The organism is Staphylococcus sp. M0911 (genome assembly GCF_003491325.1).
Classification (GTDB): Bacteria; Bacillota; Bacilli; order Staphylococcales; family Staphylococcaceae; genus Staphylococcus; species Staphylococcus warneri_A.
The window spans coordinates 1,342,270-1,364,029 of the sequence record NZ_CP022881.1 but is presented as its reverse complement, the minus strand read 5'-3'; the positions used below and the strand labels follow the sequence as shown (position 1 = coordinate 1,364,029).

17 protein-coding genes, 1 other RNA gene and 1 pseudogene are annotated in these 21,760 nt (G+C 32.4%); 2 read left to right on the top strand and 17 right to left on the bottom strand.

Annotation, left to right across the window (positions count from 1 at the left end):
* Positions 1–341: 341 nt before the first annotated feature.
* The 8 genes and pseudogenes from ssp1_RS06740 to ssp1_RS06705 form a co-directional block, all read right to left on the bottom strand.
* The gene (locus tag ssp1_RS06740) at positions 342–1,220 is read right to left on the bottom strand and encodes a 5'-3' exonuclease (RefSeq protein ID WP_107536056.1); all 879 of its coding nucleotides are present in this window, start codon (positions 1,218–1,220) and stop codon (positions 342–344) included.
* 18 nt (positions 1,221–1,238) lie between these two features.
* Positions 1,239–4,686: pseudogene (locus ssp1_RS06735) on the bottom strand (dynamin family protein).
* A 192-nt stretch (positions 4,687–4,878) separates the two neighbouring features.
* On the bottom strand, positions 4,879–5,517 hold the full coding sequence (locus ssp1_RS06730) for an SDR family oxidoreductase (protein WP_049424105.1): 639 nt from the start codon (positions 5,515–5,517) through the stop codon (positions 4,879–4,881).
* A 132-nt stretch (positions 5,518–5,649) separates the two neighbouring features.
* Positions 5,650–6,792, bottom strand: a complete 1,143-nt coding sequence (locus ssp1_RS06725; protein WP_075777859.1) for a THUMP domain-containing class I SAM-dependent RNA methyltransferase — start codon at positions 6,790–6,792, stop codon at positions 5,650–5,652.
* Between the two features lie 178 nt (positions 6,793–6,970).
* Positions 6,971–7,350: RNase P RNA component class B (gene rnpB / locus ssp1_RS06720), an RNA gene on the bottom strand.
* Between the two features lie 163 nt (positions 7,351–7,513).
* On the bottom strand, positions 7,514–7,855 hold the full coding sequence (gpsB, locus tag ssp1_RS06715) for a cell division regulator GpsB (protein ID WP_002451159.1): 342 nt from the start codon (positions 7,853–7,855) through the stop codon (positions 7,514–7,516).
* A gap of 10 nt (positions 7,856–7,865) precedes the next feature.
* Positions 7,866–8,432: an SLOG family protein gene (locus ssp1_RS06710; protein ID WP_075777858.1), complete on the bottom strand. Its 567-nt coding sequence runs from the start codon at positions 8,430–8,432 to the stop codon at positions 7,866–7,868.
* An 11-nt stretch (positions 8,433–8,443) separates the two neighbouring features.
* Positions 8,444–8,776 (bottom strand): DUF1798 family protein, encoded by a 333-nt coding sequence (locus ssp1_RS06705; RefSeq protein ID WP_002451157.1) that lies wholly within the window; start codon positions 8,774–8,776, stop codon positions 8,444–8,446.
* Positions 8,777–9,119: 343 nt separating this feature from the next.
* On the opposite strand from ssp1_RS06705, the gene recU reads away from it, so the two are divergent.
* A complete protein-coding gene (gene recU / locus ssp1_RS06700) occupies positions 9,120–9,746 on the top strand; it encodes a Holliday junction resolvase RecU (RefSeq protein WP_002451156.1) in 627 nt (208 codons plus the stop codon).
* Positions 9,743–11,992: a transglycosylase domain-containing protein gene (locus tag ssp1_RS06695; RefSeq protein WP_049424110.1), complete on the top strand. Its 2,250-nt coding sequence runs from the start codon at positions 9,743–9,745 to the stop codon at positions 11,990–11,992. The genes recU and ssp1_RS06695 overlap by 4 nt, the downstream gene beginning before the upstream one ends.
* A 126-nt stretch (positions 11,993–12,118) precedes the next feature.
* On the opposite strand, the gene ssp1_RS06690 is transcribed toward ssp1_RS06695, so the two are convergent.
* From ssp1_RS06690 to ssp1_RS06650, 9 genes are all read right to left on the bottom strand, one after another.
* Positions 12,119–12,445: a YpoC family protein gene (locus tag ssp1_RS06690; protein ID WP_002451154.1), complete on the bottom strand. Its 327-nt coding sequence runs from the start codon at positions 12,443–12,445 to the stop codon at positions 12,119–12,121.
* Positions 12,446–12,450: 5 nt separating this feature from the next.
* Positions 12,451–13,110: an endonuclease III gene (nth, locus tag ssp1_RS06685; RefSeq protein WP_075777856.1), complete on the bottom strand. Its 660-nt coding sequence runs from the start codon at positions 13,108–13,110 to the stop codon at positions 12,451–12,453.
* The gene (locus tag ssp1_RS06680) at positions 13,100–13,786 is read right to left on the bottom strand and encodes a DnaD domain-containing protein (RefSeq protein ID WP_002451152.1); all 687 of its coding nucleotides are present in this window, start codon (positions 13,784–13,786) and stop codon (positions 13,100–13,102) included. The genes nth and ssp1_RS06680 overlap by 11 nt, the downstream gene beginning before the upstream one ends.
* A 134-nt stretch (positions 13,787–13,920) precedes the next feature.
* Complete coding sequence (asnS, locus tag ssp1_RS06675; protein ID WP_002451151.1) at positions 13,921–15,213, bottom strand: asparagine--tRNA ligase; 1,293 nt, start codon at positions 15,211–15,213, stop codon at positions 13,921–13,923.
* A gap of 161 nt (positions 15,214–15,374) precedes the next feature.
* Positions 15,375–18,083 (bottom strand): helicase C-terminal domain-containing protein, encoded by a 2,709-nt coding sequence (locus ssp1_RS06670; RefSeq protein WP_107536025.1) that lies wholly within the window; start codon positions 18,081–18,083, stop codon positions 15,375–15,377.
* Positions 18,084–18,107: 24 nt separating this feature from the next.
* Positions 18,108–19,079, bottom strand: coding sequence for a biotin--[acetyl-CoA-carboxylase] ligase (locus ssp1_RS06665; RefSeq protein WP_107536026.1), 972 nt, complete (start codon positions 19,077–19,079; stop codon positions 18,108–18,110).
* Positions 19,066–20,268, bottom strand: coding sequence for a CCA tRNA nucleotidyltransferase (locus ssp1_RS06660; protein ID WP_002451148.1), 1,203 nt, complete (start codon positions 20,266–20,268; stop codon positions 19,066–19,068). Before ssp1_RS06660 ends, ssp1_RS06665 begins: the two co-directional genes overlap by 14 nt.
* Positions 20,261–21,400, bottom strand: a complete 1,140-nt coding sequence (gene bshA / locus ssp1_RS06655; RefSeq protein ID WP_075777853.1) for an N-acetyl-alpha-D-glucosaminyl L-malate synthase BshA — start codon at positions 21,398–21,400, stop codon at positions 20,261–20,263. The genes ssp1_RS06660 and bshA overlap by 8 nt, the downstream gene beginning before the upstream one ends.
* Before the next feature lie 35 nt (positions 21,401–21,435).
* Positions 21,436–21,753, bottom strand: coding sequence for a nucleotide pyrophosphohydrolase (locus ssp1_RS06650; protein ID WP_002451146.1), 318 nt, complete (start codon positions 21,751–21,753; stop codon positions 21,436–21,438).
* Between the last annotated feature and the right edge of the window lie 7 nt (positions 21,754–21,760).

Here is a 21,760-nt window from a genome sequence, read left to right as displayed (position 1 = left end):
AGCTATTGTTCACTCCTTATCTTGTTGTTGTGTCTCTGATGTTGTAGTTGTGATAGGTATGTAGGTCTGTTAATTAAGGTTATGATTTGATATATATTGATTCATTATCATTGTTATGATTTCTCAAATAAATGATAAAAAACAGACAAATCGACATACATCACAACATAATGTTGAACAATTTATTAACGTTCTATATAATAATATAATAAATTTTATATAAGTGTAATTGGATATAGGATAAATTAAAATTATTTTAATTTAATTCGATTATAAAAATAAAAAGCGACTCATAGATTACCTTGTTTAAGATAATTGTATGAGTCGCTTTGTTTATGATTTTATAAATGGCTTGATATATATTTACCGGAAACGTATAGTTCATGTTCATTACAGATTGATAATATATGGTTAAGCGTAGTTGCAAATGCCATATCTTGGAACAATTGCGCACTATCGATAGGTACATTTGTATGAATTTCAGCTAAACGCTTTGATAAGTGTAGTTCATTGATATTGTCGTTAATTTTCTTTCTTTGGCCCGGTGTTAAGGTATCAATTTGATTAATTACCTCTTCAACACTACCATATTGTTGAATCAATTTGAGTGCAGTTTTCTCGCCAATACCTTTAACGCCTGCATAACCATCAGCTGTGTCACCCATAAACGCTTTGATATCGATCAATTGTTTCGGCGCTAATTCATATTCTTCATTAAATCGATGTAAGGTATATCGATTATAAATATTAAAGCCTTTCTTAATGAGCCATACTTCAACATTTTCGTTGATACATTGTAACAAATCTCTATCGCCGGTAATAATATAAACATCGTTATCAGTGGAATAGGTTTGTGCTAATGTACCAATCACATCATCGGCTTCATAATTTGTCACACCGATATTAACGAAACCAAATTGTTCAGAAATCTCTTTGACATAGTCAAATTGTGGAATGAGCTCCTCTGGTGGTGCTGAGCGATTTTGTTTATAACCTTCAAACATGTCATTTCTGAAGGTTGATTGCCCCATATCCCAACAAACAGCTACATGTGTAGGTTGGATCTCGTGGATAGCTGAAAAGATATGACGTACAAACCCTTGAATTCCGTTAGTCGGAACTCCTTTTGAATTGTACATAAATTGATTGTGCAGACTCGTTGCGAAAAAATGTCTAAATAATAAAGCCATGCCATCGACGAGTAATACTTTATTAGGCATTTCGATTGTCCTTCTTTCTTAATATATAATTGCTTCAAGTTGTTGGTGCTTATCTTTAAGTTGTGAAATTAATGATTCGTCTAATTCAAATGATAATAATTCATTGATCTGACTTTGAATATTATCTTCAATGCTATTGAATTGTTGTTCTGCTTCGTCAGACATTTGATCAACATATGTTTCAAGTTGTTGTCTTGAGCGACTAAAGTTAGGTTGAAGTAGTTCTAATGTACTTTGACAAATTGCTTCGTGAATATCTTTTTGAGCATTCGCATTTAAAATTTTACGTTTCGTTAATTGTTTAGGCAATTCAGCCATCATATCGTTTAAATCAATATGAAGCAATGGTTGATCGACAACATCTGGTTGTAAATTGAAGCGTGGATGTACGATAATATGCAATTGACTTAACTGTTGCAAGACAGGTGCAACTTGTTCGTCTAATTGTTGGTTAAAATATTTCTTGATTCTTTCAGTAATTAATGATTGCTCTAAAAACATTCTTTGATGAATTTGATCTAGATATATTTTAGTTGAATTTTTCTTTTCAGCATTGAAATCACTATTTTGCGTCATTTGACTGTTATAAACAGACTTAATATCATCCATTAACTGGAGCTTTAATCTTTGATTTAAATGATAGACTTGTTCTTCGACTTCATTATTCGTATGTTGGGTTGTAGTAGCAATTAATTGGTTTTCAAGTCTCTCTTTGTCTTTGTATGATTCTAATTTACGTTGACGTTTCGCGATATCATCTTTATTGGTTTCAAACTCTGAAATCATGTCTTGATAGGACTGATCAATTTGTTGGAGTTGGTGAATCATTTGTTGTTCTAAGATAGTTTTAGATTCTACATCGACGAAATGTTGAATGCTTTCTTTTAATTGATCCATACCTTCATCACTTGATTTTAATGCTTCTCGACTAGACACACCAAATACTTCAGATTGTAATTGAACTTGGTTAAGTGCATCGGCAACATAATCTTTAACAGCATTAAGGTCTTCATCACTTTCGGCTAAATCAACAGCATTAATAATCATTTTGAATGCTTGGTTTTCATTTAACTGATTCATATCTTTCATATGTTCAATGAATGCTTTGTCATTATCAGTAAATGAATGATTGAAATAACTGACGTATAAAATTAAGTCTGATGACGTAAGGATTTGTTCAGTTTCGTTTGTATGACGTTGGTTATTGGAATGTAAACCAAGTGAATCGACAACAATCTTACCTTTAAGCCATTCAACAGGTACTTGTAAATGTACTGTTTTAACGAAAGTTGCATATTCATCTTCGGCAGACCATTTTTTGACATCTTCTTGTGAAATGTGATGTACTTCCCCTTCTTCTAGCATATTGATATACATGTCGTAATGCTTTTCAACTGCTGAAATAAAGGCAAGTTGATTTTTTTCTAGTTTTGATTTTAATTGAGTAATATCGCTATTGATAAACTCATCTAAAGACGAGAATGACTGATTAAAGAACTCAAGTAATTGGTTAATCTCATCTAGTAATTGCTTTGATGATTTTAATGTAATGCTACTACTTTCCCCGTAAGTTAGTTCTGTGGTAGCTGCCGTTGTCGGATTTGGTGAGCTAACTAAGTAATTATCACCTAATAAAGCATTTATTAAACTACTCTTACCTGCACTAAATGTACCGAATACACCAATCTTAGTGATTTTTTGGTCTAAACGCGTGAGTGTTTGTTTAATATCCGTTTGTGTACGCTCGAATAATGGAATATCTTCGATGATATTTAAAGCTTTTTCTATATCTACTTGTGAACGACTTACTGTGTCATCACTGGCTTGAATATGGTCACGATGTTGATGGTGTGTTGTATCATGTTCTTCTTTAATAGTGAAATTCGCTTCAGTGCGACCAGTTAACTTATCTAAAGAGTCTTCCAAATGTATATAGTAATGTTGATAATTGCGTGTAGTGATGGAGTCTTTTAAGTTATTTAATTCTAAGTATCGTTGATATTCATCTGATGTATCATTATCTTCAGTTTCAATTTCATTAGCTTGTACATGTTGAATAGCTTTTTCAAATAACGGATTCGATTGACGTTCAACAAATTGATTGATTGCTTTAACCACTTCATCTGAAAAAGTTAATACATACGTATTACTAATCGTTGTTTGTGGTTGATATAGTGATGAAACTAAATCATTTGGAATATCATATGATTGGTTAAGTATATGTTCGTTTATATTTTTTTGATTGATAAAACGCGTTAAGAATGACATGTCTTCACGCATAGGTTGACGTATTTGAGTATTAATCTTTTCTTGAAGCATGCTGATGGCTTTATCTAAACGTTCAGTTTGTGCTTCCTCTTTCTTTTTAGCCTTATTAAAGAGTCCGCCTACTTTAAAGTCAGTAGCCTTACTTTCTAAATAAGAACGTAGTTGTTCGCGCATATCATGTGTCATAATATAGGCGTTTTCTAATATATCTTTACGTTTTTGTTTAAGGTACGCTTTTAATTTGTCTTTATCATTGAGTAGTTGTGCTTCTTCTGAAACGGCTTGTGTTTGTTGGAAATTTAAATAAGCTTGTTCAAACTCATCCTCTTCAATATTCAGGTATTCAAGTATACTTTGCATTTCATTTTGAATATATGAAAGTTGAGCATCTGTGATGAATGAAACAGTACGTTCCACATATGTTTCCATTGCCTCTCTATGCTTGTCTAAATACAATAGGTACTCTGATAATTCATCGATTTGATTTTTAGGATGATCGAATTTTGAGACGTAATATATATGTTGTAAATCGATGTCCCATTCATTGATAGATTTCTCAACTCTAGATTTGAATGTATCAAATGAAAGTTCATCATCATTATGTTTATCTATTTGATTAATGATAAATACTACTGGAATGCCCACTTCATTAATTCTTTTCATAAATTGAAAATTAAGTGCAGATTGCACATGATTATAGTCAACAGTATAAAATAAAACATTACTCGTATACATAAATTGCTCAGTAGTTGTTTGATGTGTTGCGACATTAGAATCGACACCAGGTGTATCTTGGAATGTAAACCCTTTGTCGAATTTATCGGATTGGAAGTTAATCTCTACAGATTCTACATCTATATTTTGACGATTCATTTGTTTAACTTCATCATATGTTTTTAGCTTTGTGTATTGTTGGTTTGGCAAGTTTGCGATGATATCTTCTGTATCAGATACCGATACAATGGCTGTATTACTAGTAGTAGGTACTGGAGAGCTTGGTAGAATATCTTGCTCTAATAACAAGTTGATAAGTGTTGATTTACCAGCTGAAAAGTGACCAACAAATGATATTGTAAATTGATTTTTATATACTTTTTTAATCACTTGATTAATAGTATTTAGTAAAGCAGTGTTATTTGATTTTTCTACTTCTTTTTTTTAATTTATATAAAATGTCTAACTGTTCTGTATGTGTCATGCGTATTAATCCCCTTTAGTTCAGTCAATAAAAAAGAAGAGATTAAGACAAAGTGATTTAAAATTCTATACCAAATTTTAATGTAAGTGACGTTGTCATAACCTCTTCTTAATAAGTCAGTTATCATAGATTATGATATTACTTAAAATATTATCATATATATCGTTTAAAACCTATGAATTTTAGGCAGGATTATTCAAACCATGAGGGTTTGTTGCCTTCAGTTCCTGGCTTAAATACACCGATATTCTCTTTTGAATGTAATTCAGGGTGCTTTGCAATTTGTACTGCTAAATTAGCGACACTTTTTCTTGATACTTCAGTACCTTCAAAAGCCCCTTCTTTACTGCTGATTTCATATATATTTTCATTTTTATCTGTTAACCAACCTGGTCTAATAATTGTATAGTCTAAGTCGGATTGCTCGATTGTATCAGCTGCTTGACGGTATAAGTTTAACTTGTCTCCAAACTGTTGCTTATTCCATTCATTGAAAGCTTCTGGTAACTCATCGTAAATACCAGGTGCAGCAATTAAAATTAATCGTTTAATACCTTTAGCATCCATCGCTTTAACAATCGTTTCAGCGTGACGATTTAATGAGCCAGAGGTACCAGTAAAAACAATATCTATGTTGTCTAAGGCTTGTTCTAAATCTTGTTGGTTCTTAGCATCGCCTTCAAAGACTGTAACTCTGTTTGAAGCGTAGTCAGGGATACGATGTGCATTTCTTAAGAACAGGTTCACATTAAAGTTTGAATTCTCTAAGAAAATTTTTGTCGCTTCGATAGCCACACGTCCATTTGCCCCAATAATTAAAACATTCTTCATATTAATTACTCCTCTCAATAATAATGATTATTATATTTATTAATTATAAAAGTAATTTAAATTAAAACACTCTTAATCCAACCTTACTACAGTTGAATTGAGAGTGCTAATGAATTGATTTGATTTTAATCATTATGATTCTTTATTGATTTGTGGTTTCTTACCCCAATATTGATAATACGTACATTCGATATAGCCATTAAACAACTTACGGCGTTTTGTTGCTTTTTTATTAACTAAATGTTCGTATTCTTTATTACTTGTTAAGATATAAGTTGATAAATAATCGTGTTGTTTCATTAACTTACCAATATATCGATACATTTCTTCAACTTCGTCTCTATCACCGATACGTTCACCATAAGGTGGATTACCGATTAGTGCAATGGGTTCTTCAGTATCGATTGTTAATGTATTTACATCTTTTACACTGAATTGAATGATATCAGCTAATCCAACTTCTTCTGCATTGCGTTTTGCGATTTCAACCATCCCTGGGTCAATATCTGAGGCATATACTTGGATTTCTCTATCATAATTCGCGTGTTTGTCAGCTTCATCGCGCATATCGTCATAAATGTTTGGTGGCATGATATTCCATTCTTCAGATACAAAGTCTCTGTTAAATCCAGGTGCGATATTTTGTGCGATAAGACATGCTTCAATGGCAATCGTTCCTGAACCACAGAATGGATCGATAAGTGGTGTATCGCCAGTCCAATTAGCTAACTTAATCAAACTAGCAGCTAATGTTTCTTTAATAGGCGCTTCCCCTTGCGCTAAACGATAGCCGCGTCGATTTAACCCTGAACCAGACGTATCAATGGTAAGAAGTGCTTTATCTTTTAATATGGATACTTCTACAGGATATTTTGCACCTGATTCGTTGAGCCATCCTTTTTCATTATATGCATGTTTAAGACGTTCTACGATTGCTTTTTTAGTAATAGCTTGGCAATCTGGCACGCTATATAAGGTAGATTTGACACTACGACCTTGAACTGGAAAGTTCCCTTGTTGGTCTATAATTGACTCCCATGGTAATGCTTTTGTTTTTTCAAATAATTCATCGAAGGTTGTTGCTTTAAATTGGCCCATGACAATTTTGACACGGTCTGCGGTACGTAGCCATAAGTTACATTTGACGATGGCGTTTTCGTCACCTTCAAAAAAGATACGCCCATTTTCTACTTGTGTTTCGTAACCTAGTTCTTGAATTTCTTTGGCTACGATTGATTCAAGCCCCATTGGACATACTGCTAATAATTGAAACATGCGTTGTTCTCCTTTTGGATTAATTTCGTTATGTTTATTCTAACAGAGTTAGATTTAAAATTTAATCATATAGTGTGATTCATTTCGGCTTATAGTTGATCATTTATAAATGTGAATACCGTTTATTGACATTAAAAAAGCTCTCCGTTGTATGGGAGAGCTAAACTAGTGGTGATATTTCTGTAAGCCATGTTCTGTACCATTGTACTCATAACGTGCACTAGTCACACTGGTACGTTGGTGGTAACCATCTGTCTACACATCACAAATATATGCATGTGTCTCGTTTATACGTTGAATTCCGCTAAACAAGTGCTCCTACCTAATTTGGATTGCTCACTCGAGGGGTTTACCGCGTTCCACCTTTTATATTTCTATAAAAGCTACGTCACTGTGGCACTTTCAAACTATTCTAACCATATCAATAGACTTAGGTTATTTCGTTGCCGTCAAATTAATGCCTTGATTTATTGTTTCATCAAGCACGAACACTACAGCCATCTCAGACTGTGTGAGCATGGACTTTCCTCTATATCACTATAGCGATCACCCAAAATATCACCTTTGAGAGTATAACATAAAAAAAGGTTGAGACAAAGCTTTTTCAAGTATGATAGCAACATCTTCATTATTAAAAAGGAACATGTGTCACAATACTTATCAGTTATATGATATAACGCATTGGCTTATATCACACGGATTGTCTCAACCGATTCATTTATTATTTCCCAAATACTGCTTTTTCTAAATTAGAAATACGTTTTAAAATATCAACATTATTTGACGATGCATTGTTAGAACCATTTGAAGAAAAGTTTTTATTCTCTTGTGGTCTAGTTGTCGCTACGCGTAATCTTAATTCTTCAAGTTCTTTTTTCAGTTTGTGGTTTTCTTCTGAAAGTTTTACAACTTCGTTATTCATGTCTGCCATTTTTTGATAATCTGTAATAATATCATCTAAAAAAGCATCTACTTCTTCTCTTCTATAGCCACGAGCCATAGTTTTTTCAAAATCTTTTTCATAAATATCTTTCGCTGATAATTTTAATGAAACATCTGACATTTTTTCCACCTCATTCGAAACTTTGATCTTGAGACCACTGCAAGTCGTTGATGAATTCAGTGAGTTCATCAAACGTCACAATATCACAAGTATAGTTTGTTTTTTCCATAAAATCAACTAACATCGATTTGAAGAATTTAGGACTCGCTTCTTGTTCTTCATCGTATATTAATAATGTTTGGTCAGTATGGTCTAACATAAATTGGTCCGCCCGTTTAAATTGGAATGGCCCTTGATATTCTGAATGAAATACGCTTTCTAAGAAATCTGCTTGATTAATCATATTTATGTATTTCGTTTGATTTTGTTCATTCCATTTAGATGTATGACCTTCAAAAGGTGTAATAACACCTAATTTAAGTTCAGGATATGTTTCTTTTAATTCAATCACGACTTCTGCTGACCATAATTCTATTCCCATCTGCCCTTGAATTAATACCCATTCTAATCCTTCATCTAATAATTGTTTGATTTTATGTTTTATAAATTCCTTTAAATAGTAAACTTCAGGTGCATCATCTTTGAATATATTTAATTCATAAGATTTATACCCTGTGATATAAACAGTTTTAACCATAATTTCCCTCTTTAAACATGTTTATTTAAAATATTGTTCAAATCATATTGTACTGCTTTTATTTTTTCAGTGAAAAGTTTTCTACTTGTACGCTTAAAATGGCATTCAACGGATAATTCTTCTATATTCTTAATTAATAAGTCTAATTTTGGTTTATTCATATAAGTAGTATCAATGAGTGATTGCTCATATGGTTTTAGTTGATCTAGTAGTGAATCGATATGTCGAACATAAGGTTCAACCACTTTGTGAAAGTCTTTGTCTTCGTCATATTCTCTAACTTGTTCGTAAATGTCATTCATATGATTGACTTCCTCTATTAACTGTCGAATAGTATCTAGCATCTAGTTGCCTCCTACATGACTAATTTATCATAATGTTCTTAAAGCGTCATATCAAAGTGTTTAATAATGGACAAAAGCCAGAAAATATTATCAAAGTTGATATTAATTTATGATTTTTACATTAGAGCATTAATGACATGCTATTAAAATGATAGAAAGATTGTCGATATACATGGAGATAAATGTGATTGTTTTTATTGTTTATTTGATGAAAGCACGTTAAAATAAGGTTTGATGTATTTTTGGTTAGTTAAATATACATTAATTTTATAAAAGTTTGGTAAATCGTAAATTGTTGTGTATAATAATTGCAGTTTACTACCAAGCTTGTGTGGTGAAATATATGAATTATCCTAATGGTCAACCATACAAAGAAAATAAGTCTTTGGACGGACGCAAATCGACGTCAAACTCAAGTAATATTGAGTATGGCGGACGAGGTATGTCACTTGAAAAAGATATTGAGCATTCTAATGCTTTTTATTTAAAGCGTGGCATCGCAGTCATTCACAAGAAACCTACGCCTGTACAGATAGTGAATGTTCATTATCCAAAAAGGAGTAAAGCTGTGATAAATGAAGCTTATTTTCGTACGCCTTCAACAACTGATTATAATGGTGTTTATAATGGCTATTATATTGATTTTGAAGCAAAGGAAACGAAGAACAAAACATCATTTCCTTTGAATAATATTCATGATCATCAAGTGGATCATATGAGAAACACATACCAACAACACGGTATTGTTTTTTTAATGATAAGATTTAAATCGCTTGATGAAGTATATCTATTACCTTATTCTAAATTTGAATTCTTTTGGGATAGATATCAAAAGGATATTAAAAAATCAATAACAGTTGATGAAATACGAAAAAATGGTTACCATATTCCTTATCAGTATCAACCTAGATTGAATTACCTCAAAGCAGTTGATAAGTTGATATTAGATGAAAGTGAGGACCGCGTATGACGGAAAACAAAGGGTCTTCTCAGCCTAAGAAAAATGGCAGTAATGAGAAGTCCGACGAAAAAAAGAATAGAAATGTGAAGAGAACGATTATTAAGATTATTGGCTTTATGTTTATTGCCTTTATTGTTCTATTGTTGCTCGGTATCTTACTATTTGCATATTATGCATGGAAAGCACCTGCTTTTACAGAATCAAAGTTAGAGGATCCAATCCCTGCTAAGATTTATGATAAAAATGGTGACTTAGTCAAGACGTTAGATTATGGTCAACGTCATGAACATGTCAATCTCAAAGATGTACCACAAGGTATGAAAGATGCCGTATTAGCTACTGAAGATAATCGCTTCTATGATCACGGTGCTTTAGACTATAAACGTCTATTCGGTGCAGTTGGTAAAAACTTAACTGGTGGATTTGGTGCACAGGGTGCTTCTACTTTAACGCAACAAGTTGTTAAAGACGCATTCTTGTCTCAACAAAAATCTATCGGTCGTAAAGCACAAGAAGCTTACCTTTCTTACCGTTTAGAACAAGAGTATAGTAAAGATGAAATCTTCCAAGTTTACTTGAATAAGATTTACTACTCTGATGGTGTAACTGGTGTTAAAGCTGCTGCTAAGTACTACTTTAATAAAGATCTTAAAGATTTAAACTTAGCTGAAGAAGCATACTTAGCTGGTTTACCACAAGTACCTAATAATTATAATATTTATGATCATCCTAAAGAAGCTGAGAGTCGTAAAGATACAGTGCTATATTTAATGCATATGCATAAGAGAATTAGCGACAAAGAATATGAAAAAGCTAAGAAAATCGATCTTAAAGCTAATTTAGTTCAAAGAACTGATAAAGAACGTCAAAATACGACTGAAGAAAAAGATCCTGAATTAGCATCTTATGTGAACTTTGTTAAATCAGAATTAATGAATAACAAACATTTCAAAGATGAAAACTTAGGTAACGTTCTTCAAAGTGGTATTAAGATCTATACTAATATGGACAAAGACGTTCAACAAACGCTTCAAGATAAGATTAATAATGGTAGCTTCTACAAAAATGATGACCAACAAGTTGGTGCCACTATTTTAGATAGTAAAACTGGTGGTTTAGTAGCTATTTCTGGTGGACGTAATTATAAAGACGTTGTTGACAGAAACCAAGCTACAGATGCTCACCCTACTGGTTCATCACTGAAACCATTCTTAGCTTATGGTCCAGCAATAGAAAATATGCATTGGGCAACAAACCATGCGCTTCAAGATGAATCATCATATCAAGTTGATGGATCAACATTCCGAAACTATGATACTAAGAGTCATGGTACAGTAAACATCTATGATGCTTTACGTCAAAGTTTCAATATTCCAGCCTTAAAAGCATGGCAACAAACAAAAGAACATGCTGGTAATGATGCACCTAAGAAATTCGCATCTAAAGTTGGTTTAGATTACGAAGGTAAAATCGGACCTTCTGAGGTATTAGGTGGTTCTTCATCTGAATTCTCACCTACTCAATTAGCATCAGCATTTGCTGCAATTGCTAATGGTGGTACGTATAACAATGCACATTCAATTCAAAAAGTTATCACTCATGATGGCGATACGATTGAATATGATCATACAAGCCATAAAGCAATGAAAGATTCTACAGCATACATGTTAGCTGAAATGCTTAAAGGTACTTTCAAAGCTTACGGTTCTGCTTATGGACACGGTGTATCTGGCGTTAATATGGGTGCTAAAACAGGTACAGGTACTTATGGTGCTGAAATTTATAGTCAATATAACTTACCTGATAATGCAGCCAAAGACGTTTGGATTAACGGATTCTCACCTCAATACACTATGTCAGTGTGGATGGGCTTCAACAAAGTTAAAGAATACGGTACAAACTCATTCGTTGGACATTCAGAACAAGAATATCCACAATACCTATTCGAAGACGTTATGTCAGACATTTCATCTAGAGATGGTAAAGACTTTGAAAAACCAAGCTCAGTTGAAGGTAGCGATCCAGACTCATTATCTGTTAGTGGTCACCCTGACAACGATACTACTAATAAGAGTACGCATGGTGACAGCGATTCTTCATCATCTAACAGTAGTAACACAAACGGATCAAATGGTTCATCAAATAGTTCAAATGGCAGTTCACAACAACAAGGTACTAGCTCACAACAACAAAGTGGCAATGCCTTAACTCGTCTATTCAGTTTTAATGCGATATTTAACAATAAAGCATCATAACTCATAGACGAAAAGCACAAACCTTACAACAAGGTTTGTGCTTTTTTTATGTCCGAATATACAAATAAACTCGCTAATGACAAATATGTCTAGTTAGCGAGTTTATGATAAAGTACTTCTAATCTTTTATTTTCTCTTTTTGCGAATTTGATATGAGGCATTCATTTTAATCAGCTCTGTTTTTAAAGTTTTCATTTGTCTATATCCCATAAAATGATATTTTCGAGCTTGCATATATTGATAACGCTCTGAAAAGTTCATTGGAACAACTGGATAATCATCTAATAAAGCTAAGTCAAAATCACTGATTTCATTAATTTGCTTAAAATAATCTATAATCATATCAAAATAGTCATCGAGTAAAGGTTTAGCTTCTGATGAATTTAACTTTTTTTGACTTGCTAATGTATCAAGTTGTTGTTCCAATTCCTCAAAGTCCTGTTTTTCAATCATTTATTTCACACTTCTTTCAAACTTGCTTTATATCGTTTCTGGCCTTCTCTACAATCATTGAATAAAGGACAAATATCACATTTAGGCTTACGAGCTAAGCAATGATATCTCCCAAAGAAAATGAGTTGATGGTGACTTTTGTTCCATCGTTCTTTAGGTATGACAGAGCAAAGTCTATCTTCAACTTGTCTCACATTATCTTTCCAACGGTTAATACCTAATCGTTTAGATACTCGTTCTACATGGGTATCGACAGCAAGAGAAGGTTCATTAAATGCAACACTCATGACTACGTTTGCAGTTTTACGTCCTACACCTGCTAAACTTTCTAACTCTTGATGTGTTTGTGGAATTTCACCGTCAAACTTGTCTAATAACGACTGACATAATTTTTTGATATTTTTGGCTTTATTTCTATATAATCCAATTGATTTAATATCGTTTTGTAATTCCTCATCACTGACATTCAAATAGTCTTCGGGTGTTTTATATTTAGCAAATAATGATTTAGTTACTTTATTGACTAAGATATCCGTACATTGTGCTGATAAGAGCACGGCAATTGTGAGTTCGAATGCATTATCATGTCTTAATTCGCATTCTGCATCTGGGAACATATCTGCTATGACATCAATCATTTCTAATGCTTTTTTCTTACTTATCATCTGATTTCTCTCCATTTAGCCAATCAAATTTAGGCACCTTTTTAACTGTATGTTTCATTTTAGGTTGATTAAATTGTTTACGAATTTCTTTTGAATCATCGATTGTTTTAACATTATTCTTCTTCCAATTTAATAATATACGATCCATATATTTAAAGCTTAACTTGTTCTGACTATTGGCTTCATCTAGTGCTGCTTGAATAATATCAATATCGTGTTGATCAACATCGATCCATTGATTTAATGTTTCAATTTCATAAGGTGATAAAGGTCTCGCAAAGGTTTGCTCAATCATTTGGAATAAAGTTTTAAACTTTTCTTTATCGCTTTGTACATTGGTAGTCATTGTTTCTTTTTTGAGTAATTGACTTAATTTCTCATAAAAAGGATCTAAATTCATGTATTCAGTGAAGCGACCTTCTTCATCTTTATTAACATTTAATTCTAAGAGTTCACGTTGAATTAAATTTTGAATAACTGCCGTTACTTCACGTGGTTGCATATTAGACCCTTTTTGTAATAATTCTATAGATGGTTGCTTGTTTGATGTTTCAGATGCATAGATGAGTTTAATTAATATAATTAAGTCTTGTTCATCTAATCCTAATTCACTATAATGATCAAGCAATTCTCGCCGAATAACGACAGGTCTCGTTTTTAATTGAAATTTATCCATCTTACCCCTCCCATCATTATTTGTACTTAAGAAATTATACAAGATACAGCTAATATAAAAATCTAGCCTGTGACATGATTTTATGTCCCAGGCTTAATAAGTGTAGTATCTATCTAAATTGAATTCATTCAATATTATGGGTATAAACGATTTAATAAACGTGGGAATGGTGACGTTTCTCGCACGTGTTCTACACCAGAGATCCAAGCAACAGTACGTTCTAAACCAAGTCCAAAACCACTGTGAGGTACGCTACCATAGCGGCGTAAATCTAGGTAATAACTATAGGCTTCTGGATCTAATTCGTGTTCATTAATACGTTGTTCTAGTAATTCTAAATCATTAATACGTTCAGAACCACCAATAATTTCACCGTAACCTTCTGGTGCAATTAAATCAGCACATAATACAGTATCTTCATTATCTGGATTTGGTTGCATATAGAATGGCTTAATTTTAGTTGGGTAATTTGTGATAAATACTGGTAAGTCATAATGATTTGCAATAGCTGTTTCATGTGGTGCACCGAAATCTTCGCCCCACTCGATATCATCGAAGCCTTCTTCTTTTAAGAACTTAACAGCATCATCATACGTTATTCTTGGGAATGGCGCTGCTACTTTTTCTAATTTAGAAGTGTCACGATCTAATGCTTTAAGTTCTAACTGACAATTTTTAAGTACTGATTGAACGACATGTGCAACATATTGTTCTTGTACTTCTAAGCTTTCTGCGTGTTCAGTAAATGCCATTTCTGGTTCAATCATCCAGAATTCAATTAAATGACGTCTTGTTTTTGATTTTTCAGCTCTGAAAGTTGGGCCAAATGAAAATACGCGACCATGTGCCATTGCTGCAGCTTCCATATATAATTGTCCACTTTGTGATAAGAAGGCATCTTCATCAAAATATTTTGTATGGAATAATTCACTTGTACCTTCTGGTGCACTCGCTGTTAAAATAGGTGGATCAATTTTAGTGAAACCATTTTCATTAAAGAACTCATATGTTGCTCTAATGATTTCATTTCTAATTTTCATCACGGCATGTTGTTTTTTAGAACGTAACCATAAGTGACGATGATCCATTAAGAACTCTGTACCATGGTTCTTTGGTGTGATTGGATAATCATGTGCTTCGTGAATGACTTCGATAGATTTTACTTGCATTTCATAACCTAAGTCTGAACGATTATCCTCTGTAATTGTACCTGTTACATATAAAGAAGACTCTTGTGTAATTTCTTTAGATAAGTTAAAAACGTCTTCGTCTACTTCAGATTTAACTACGACACCTTGCATAAATCCAGTTCCATCACGTAATTGTAAAAACGCAATTTTACCACTTGAACGTTTGTTAGTTAACCAAGCACCGATTGTCACTTCTTGGTTAAGATGTTGCTTTGCTTGTTTAATCGTTGTTTTCATAACCAGTCTCCTATTTTTATCTTTTTTCAATACCTGTTTATTTTAACAAAATATGTAGGTAACTTCTAGAACTTGAATTAAAAGTATGTGCATATACTCACGATTTAAATATGATATGAATTTAAAATGGTAATCACAGTGAAGCGTGATTACCATTTTGATTATTGATTGATGTCTTTATCAACTGTCTTTTGAATTTGCTTCAATAATTTACTAAATTGATTCAAATCACCCTTTTTCTGGCGATAATTTTCTAATGTTTGTTCAAAGAAACTTTTATAATTACTATTTACTAAGCGATCATCGAATGACACAATTAATCCTTTATCATTTTCATGTCGTATTAAACGACCTAACCCTTGTCTAAATCGGGTAACGGCATCAGGTAATACATAATCTTTGAAGGTAGATTCAAATTCTGAATCCATTAGCCAATATTTGGCATTGTTTTTATTCATAAATGGCAATTTAGCAATCATGACACATTTGATGCCATTTGCTTGAAAGTCAAATCCTTCAAAGAACGTAGAGGTACCTAGTAATATAGATTTATCAAAGTGATTAAATTGTTGAACGATTTTGTAATTTTGATTTTGTTGCTGTGTTAAGATGACATAATCCTCAAATTCTGGTAATTCATTTAACATATCTTGAACCATATGCATCATTTTATAGCTTGTAAATAATATGAGACATTTAGATTCGGTAGTGTTGGTATATTCTATAACATAATTGACAATGGATGCGACATAATCATCAATATTTTTATAGTTATAAGGAGCCACATCTGAAGGTATAAAAACATTCGTATTTTTAGTATTTTGAACTGATGTCGTGACTTCATACGTATTAAATTGAATATCCTTATTGAACCAATTTTTGAAGGAATCGAATGAATGATTGAATGTTAATGTACCTGAAATAAATGTTAAAGTATTAAATTTATCTAATACTTGTTGCGTCAAAATGTCTTTAACAGCGTAATCTTTAACGAATAAGCGTATAGTGGATTTCTGACTTAAGTTTTTAATAGAGATAAAGCTTGTATGATGATTTTTTAAACTTTGTTCTATTTGTCTAAAGCGTTCTTTTAGATATAGTAGCTGTTTACGCATTGTTTTAATCGTTTTATGACTCATACCATTAAAGACTTCTAATGTTTTATTAAGTTTGTTTATTAAAAGATGCAAGTCCTTCAGAATTTGGTCATTTTCAAATTCATAGACATAGTGATATTTATGAATATCGTCGTCATAAACGTCTGAGCTTTGTACGATATCATAAATATCGTCAAATAAACGTTCATTAAGATCATGTATGTCATTAATATTAGATTTCAAACCAAACACATCGATGGGTGCAATATCTAGTTTTTCTAAAATACGTTGTTGTTCTAAATGATCAATGGCTTTTAGAAGTTTTTCATTTTCGTTTTTACCAATTAAGCCCAACTGATATTTAATATCTGCATAGTTTAACTCATTGGTTACTTGATTAAGAGCATAATCTGGTAATCGATGTGCTTCATCAATGATACAATCATCAAACAATTGATATATAGAATTTTCAGCATCCGAATGGATTAGATGTGCATGGTTGGTAATACCAATTTGGATGTTCTGCGCATTACGTTTGAGATAATTATAGTAATGTATATCATGACGGACTGGCACATAGGTTTCAATCTTCTGATCGAAATACATTTTCTGTCCGCCTTTTAAATTCAATTCTTGAATATCACCTGTTTGTGTTTCAGTAATCCATATTAATAATTGCATTTTAAGAATACTAACTTCGTAATTATTCGTTTCTTCTTTTAGGATTTGGCTAATTAAGCCTAAAGAGATATAGTCATTTTTGCTCTTAATTAATGTAGCATTGACTTTAAAATCAAGTGCTTGATTGAGCGCTGGAATATCCTTTTCTAATAACTGACTTTGTAATAATTTGGTATTTGTTGAAATCATCACATGTCTACCAGTTTCAATATTATACATTAACGCTGCTAATAGATAAGCTAATGATTTACCGCTTCCAAGAGGCGCTTCTATCATTGCTTTTTCACTATGCATAAGTTGTTCTAATATGATTTCAGACAAATAGAGTTGTTGTGGTCGATAGGTTAAGCCTAATTGTTTTGTTGCTTTTTTATATAATGTTTTCAATGATCCGTTAAATTCTGTAACTGGCCCTTTTAAATCGACTTGCTTTTTATAGATGATTTGTTCGAATTGACCATATTGACTGTCTAACGCCACGTTATTATTTTGGCGTACCATTTCAAATAAAATGTGATATAAATCATATTTTAAGTCCTTACTTAAGTAATATAATTGTTTTAATGTATCTAATGGTAATTGTTCGAACTTTTCGAAGGCTTTAATCATGAGTTGAGCTGTAGTTGTCGCATCTTCATCAGCTCTATGTGCATTGTTTAAAGGAATATCATGCGCCTCAGCTAATTCGCTAAGTTGATAGCTTTTATCAGTTGGAAATGCAATTTTAAATAGCTCTAATGTATCCAACACACGTTTTGGACGGTATTTGATATTGCAATTTTTAAATGCTTTTTTAATGAAATTTAAATCAAAGGCGACATTATGTGCAACAAATACACAATCTTGTAATTGTTGATGAATATCATGGGCAATTTCTTTGAAATACGGTGCCTTTTCAAGCATTGTTTCTTCTATAGAAGTGAGTGCTTGAATAAACGGTGGTATATCCAAATCAGTTCTGATCATTGAATGATATGTACCTATTATTTTGTTTTGTCGAACGAATGTAATGCCAATTTGAATAATATCATCATAATCAAGTTGATTACCTGTTGTTTCCAAATCAACAACTGCATATGTTGCTATGCCCATAGCTATCTCTCCTAGTTAACTTTGTTATAATTCTATATCTGCACTGATTAACCTTCTAAGTTGCCCCTCATCATCTTTAACCATTAAAAATCCATCATGGTCGATATCTATTGCTTCGCCAATAAATTGTTTATCATTTTCAGTAAAGCGTAATGGTTTATTCCACATATTTGTTGCAGCGATATATTCTTCTCTGATCTCTTCAAATGGAACAGTCAAAAATTGTTGATAGCGGCGTTCAATATTTTGAGTTAATACATCTAGAAATTCATATCTATTAAAGTTATTTTCAGAATGAATTCGTATACTGGTTGCGCTATGTTGAATCTCTTCATCAAAATCAGAAACGTCATGATTCATATTAATGCCTATACCACATATAATTGCTTCAATAGCATCATAATTAGCAACCATCTCAGTTAAAAAACCACATAATTTTTTGCCATCTATGTATATATCGTTTGGCCATTTTATTGTTACATCATGCTTTGAAAATTGTTGTATCGCATCTCTTATACCTAATGCTATAAATAAATTGAATTTAGGAATCATCGCATATGGTACATCGGGACGTAGGACAATCGACATCCAAAGTCCTTTCCCTTTACTAGAACGCCAATATCTATTGAAACGTCCACGCCCTTTCGTTTGTTCATCGCTTAAAATAATAAATGAATCCTGGTTCCCTACTAGTGCTTGCTTTGCTTTGAGTTGTGTTGAATCTACTGTACTCATGACGTCAACATAGTCAAATATGTGACGTTGCTCAATAATTGGATTAACAATGCCACTGTACCATTGATCAGGTAATTGTTTCAGTAAATGCCCTTTATGATTAATAGATTCTATTTGACACCCGTTCATTTTTAATTGATCAATGACTTTTTTAACAGCTGCTCTTGAAATATTTAATTGATCTGCAATATATTGACCTGAAATATATTCAGGTTGATGTTCATATAACATTCTAACGACATCTTGACTATATTTCGACATGTTTATCCACCCATTTCATTATTTCATCGTGTGTGTTAATAACTTGTTTCGTTATTACTGCACATTCTATTTGTCGTAAAACATCTTTTACCCAAGGTCCACCTCGTTGATTTAAATGTTGCATTAAATCACTACCATTCACTGCAAGTTGTTGTCGTTCATGTATTGGTAATTGATGATAACTTTCCATGATTGACTGTGGATTAATCATCAGTGGATTGGGTGTCTCAAATTGATTCTTAGATAGTAGCGTACTAAGCTCAATTACAGTTAATATATCATTGATATCATAGTCGTATACCATCATTATTAAATCTTTTTTAGTGCTAATGGTTGGTAATTGACTAATAATGTTTGTTAGTTGTTTAATATGAGACTTCTCTTTATTACTGATTTTAAGTGGTGACAAAGATTGTTGTTCATCAAATTTTGAGTTAATCAATGCTATCCATGTATCAAAATGCATCGGTTCGTCGATGTTTAATAGATGCATTTCAAAATTTTGAAAATAAGGTATATAGTTAAACGCCTTTAATTGATTGAGATGATGGTAACTCGTAGCAACATTTCGCCCAGAAATTAATTTTTTTAGCTCAACGATAATACGTTCAATTGATAAATATTTAATATCTTCAATTTGATTTGCCATAGCTTTAAATGTATGATTTTCAATTTTGAAATTAAGTTGTGATTGAAAACGCAATCCTCGTAATATGCGCAGTGCATCTTCTTCAAATCGTTCAGTAGGTTGTCCCACCGTTCTGATAATGCCATTTTTAATATCATCTTCGCCATTAAAATAATCAAATGTTTGATAATCTGTATCCATTGCAATGGCGTTGATGGTAAAATCACGACGTTGTACATCTTCATATAAATCTCGAACAAAATGTACGTCACTAGGTCGTCGATGATCAATATATTCTTCTTCTGCACGAAACGTAGTTACTTCATAATTTTCATGATTGTATACCACATTAATCGTTCCATGCTCTTTGCCAATAGGTATCGTATGATCGAATATGGACTCAATTTCATCTGGTGTGGCACTTGTAGTGATATCTATATCATGGATGGGACGTTGCATTAAGTAATCTCTAACAGAACCACCAACAAAATATGCTTGATACCCGTGCTGTTGTATTTGGTTTAAAATGGGTTTAGCACTCTCAAATAGTTCATTAGTCATGCAAGTCCTCACCTTTATTTAGCATTTTACGATAATAATATTCATATTGGTCAGTAATTAATTCTGAACCGAAACGCTGCTCAATGTCTAATAGCATTTGTGACTGAAATTGTTCATAAAGTTTGCGATCTTGTAACAGTTTAATAGCATATTGTGCTGCTTGTTCGCTATCCCCTACATCGACAATATAGCCTGTTTCACCATGTTTGATAACTTCTTTAATTCCGCCTGCGTTTGATCCTATAGGTACGACGCCTGTTTTCATTGCTTCTAACAGTGTTAAACCAAAACTTTCTTTTTCACTTAATAAGAGTACTAAATCGGACAATTGATAAAATGCGCTCACATTGTCTTGTTTCCCTAAAAATAAGACATGTTCTTCTACACCTAAATCTCGTGTCTTTTGACGCATATCAATAAGTTCAGGCCCATCACCTAAGAGAACTAATTTACTTGGTATTTTTTCATGAACTTTAGCAAACGTTTCAATTATGGTGTCGATACGTTTGACGGATCTAAAGTTAGAAACATGTATGAGTACCTTTTCATTGGGTGAAATACCATAATCTGTTTTAAATGTTTCATCATGTCGTGTAGGGAATTCATTTTCTCTTACAAAATTATAAATTGGAACAATTTCTTTGTCAGTATGAATAATTTCTTTTGTTTGTTCTGCTAAAGAATGACTCACACTTGTAACGATATCACTTTCTTCTATACCAAATTTAATGGCACCTTTTAATGAGTGATCATAGCCGAGTACAGTAATGTCTGTACCATGTAAGGTCGTCATTATTTTAATATCTTTACCTGACATTTGCTTCGCTAAAATACCACAAATTGCATGTGGTACAGCATAGTGCATATGTAGAATATCTAAATCATATTCTTTAATAACTTCTGAAATTTTTGTGCTTAATGTAATATCATATGGTGGATATTGGAAAACGGCATATTGATTTACTTCGACTTGATGGAAAATCATATTTGGTAATGGTTTACGGATTCTAAATGGTATATTTGAAGTGATAAAATGGACTTCGTGTCCTCTTTCTGCCATTTTAATGCCTAACTCTGTAGCAATAATGCCTGAACCACCCATGGACGGGTAACAAGTAATACCTATTTTCATAAATAACCCATCCTTTCTTTATTATTTTTAACGATTTATTTTCTTTCAAAGCGATTATGATCTCGAGTATTAAATTTGTCCATTGTTTCATTAAAACTTTCTGTCATATCGATATCTAGAGAATTGGCAATACATAATAATACAAATAGATTATCGCCTAATTCTGCTTTAATGGTATTTTCTTCTTCTGTATCCTTCTTTTTCTTTTCACCATATTGATGGTTGATTTCTCTAGACAATTCTCCGACTTCCTCTGTTAGTCTAGCAAGATTAGCTAATGGAGAAAAATAACCTGCTTTAAATTGACTAATGTAGTCATCTACTTCTTTTTGCATTTGAGTCATTGATTTCAATTAACGT

What these genes read in the sequence shown, in the direction of transcription:
- ssp1_RS06740 (WP_107536056.1), bottom strand. Translation starts at nt 1,220, where the DNA reads ATGCCTAATAAAGTATTACTCGTCGATGGCATGGCTTTATTATTTAGA.
- ssp1_RS06730 (WP_049424105.1), bottom strand. Translation starts at nt 5,517, where the DNA reads ATGAAGAATGTTTTAATTATTGGGGCAAATGGACGTGTGGCTATCGAA.
- ssp1_RS06725 (WP_075777859.1), bottom strand. Translation starts at nt 6,792, where the DNA reads ATGTTTCAATTATTAGCAGTATGTCCAATGGGGCTTGAATCAATCGTA.
- gpsB (WP_002451159.1), bottom strand. Translation starts at nt 7,855, where the DNA reads ATGTCAGATGTTTCATTAAAATTATCAGCGAAAGATATTTATGAAAAA.
- ssp1_RS06710 (WP_075777858.1), bottom strand. Translation starts at nt 8,432, where the DNA reads ATGGTTAAAACTGTTTATATCACAGGGTATAAATCTTATGAATTAAAT.
- ssp1_RS06705 (WP_002451157.1), bottom strand. Translation starts at nt 8,776, where the DNA reads ATGCTAGATACTATTCGACAGTTAATAGAGGAAGTCAATCATATGAAT.
- recU (WP_002451156.1), top strand. Translation starts at nt 9,120, where the DNA reads ATGAATTATCCTAATGGTCAACCATACAAAGAAAATAAGTCTTTGGAC.
- ssp1_RS06695 (WP_049424110.1), top strand. Translation starts at nt 9,743, where the DNA reads ATGACGGAAAACAAAGGGTCTTCTCAGCCTAAGAAAAATGGCAGTAAT.
- ssp1_RS06690 (WP_002451154.1), bottom strand. Translation starts at nt 12,445, where the DNA reads ATGATTGAAAAACAGGACTTTGAGGAATTGGAACAACAACTTGATACA.
- nth (WP_075777856.1), bottom strand. Translation starts at nt 13,110, where the DNA reads ATGATAAGTAAGAAAAAAGCATTAGAAATGATTGATGTCATAGCAGAT.
- ssp1_RS06680 (WP_002451152.1), bottom strand. Translation starts at nt 13,786, where the DNA reads ATGGATAAATTTCAATTAAAAACGAGACCTGTCGTTATTCGGCGAGAA.
- asnS (WP_002451151.1), bottom strand. Translation starts at nt 15,213, where the DNA reads ATGAAAACAACGATTAAACAAGCAAAGCAACATCTTAACCAAGAAGTG.
- ssp1_RS06670 (WP_107536025.1), bottom strand. Translation starts at nt 18,083, where the DNA reads ATGGGCATAGCAACATATGCAGTTGTTGATTTGGAAACAACAGGTAAT.
- ssp1_RS06665 (WP_107536026.1), bottom strand. Translation starts at nt 19,079, where the DNA reads ATGTCGAAATATAGTCAAGATGTCGTTAGAATGTTATATGAACATCAA.
- ssp1_RS06660 (WP_002451148.1), bottom strand. Translation starts at nt 20,268, where the DNA reads ATGACTAATGAACTATTTGAGAGTGCTAAACCCATTTTAAACCAAATA.
- bshA (WP_075777853.1), bottom strand. Translation starts at nt 21,400, where the DNA reads ATGAAAATAGGTATTACTTGTTACCCGTCCATGGGTGGTTCAGGCATT.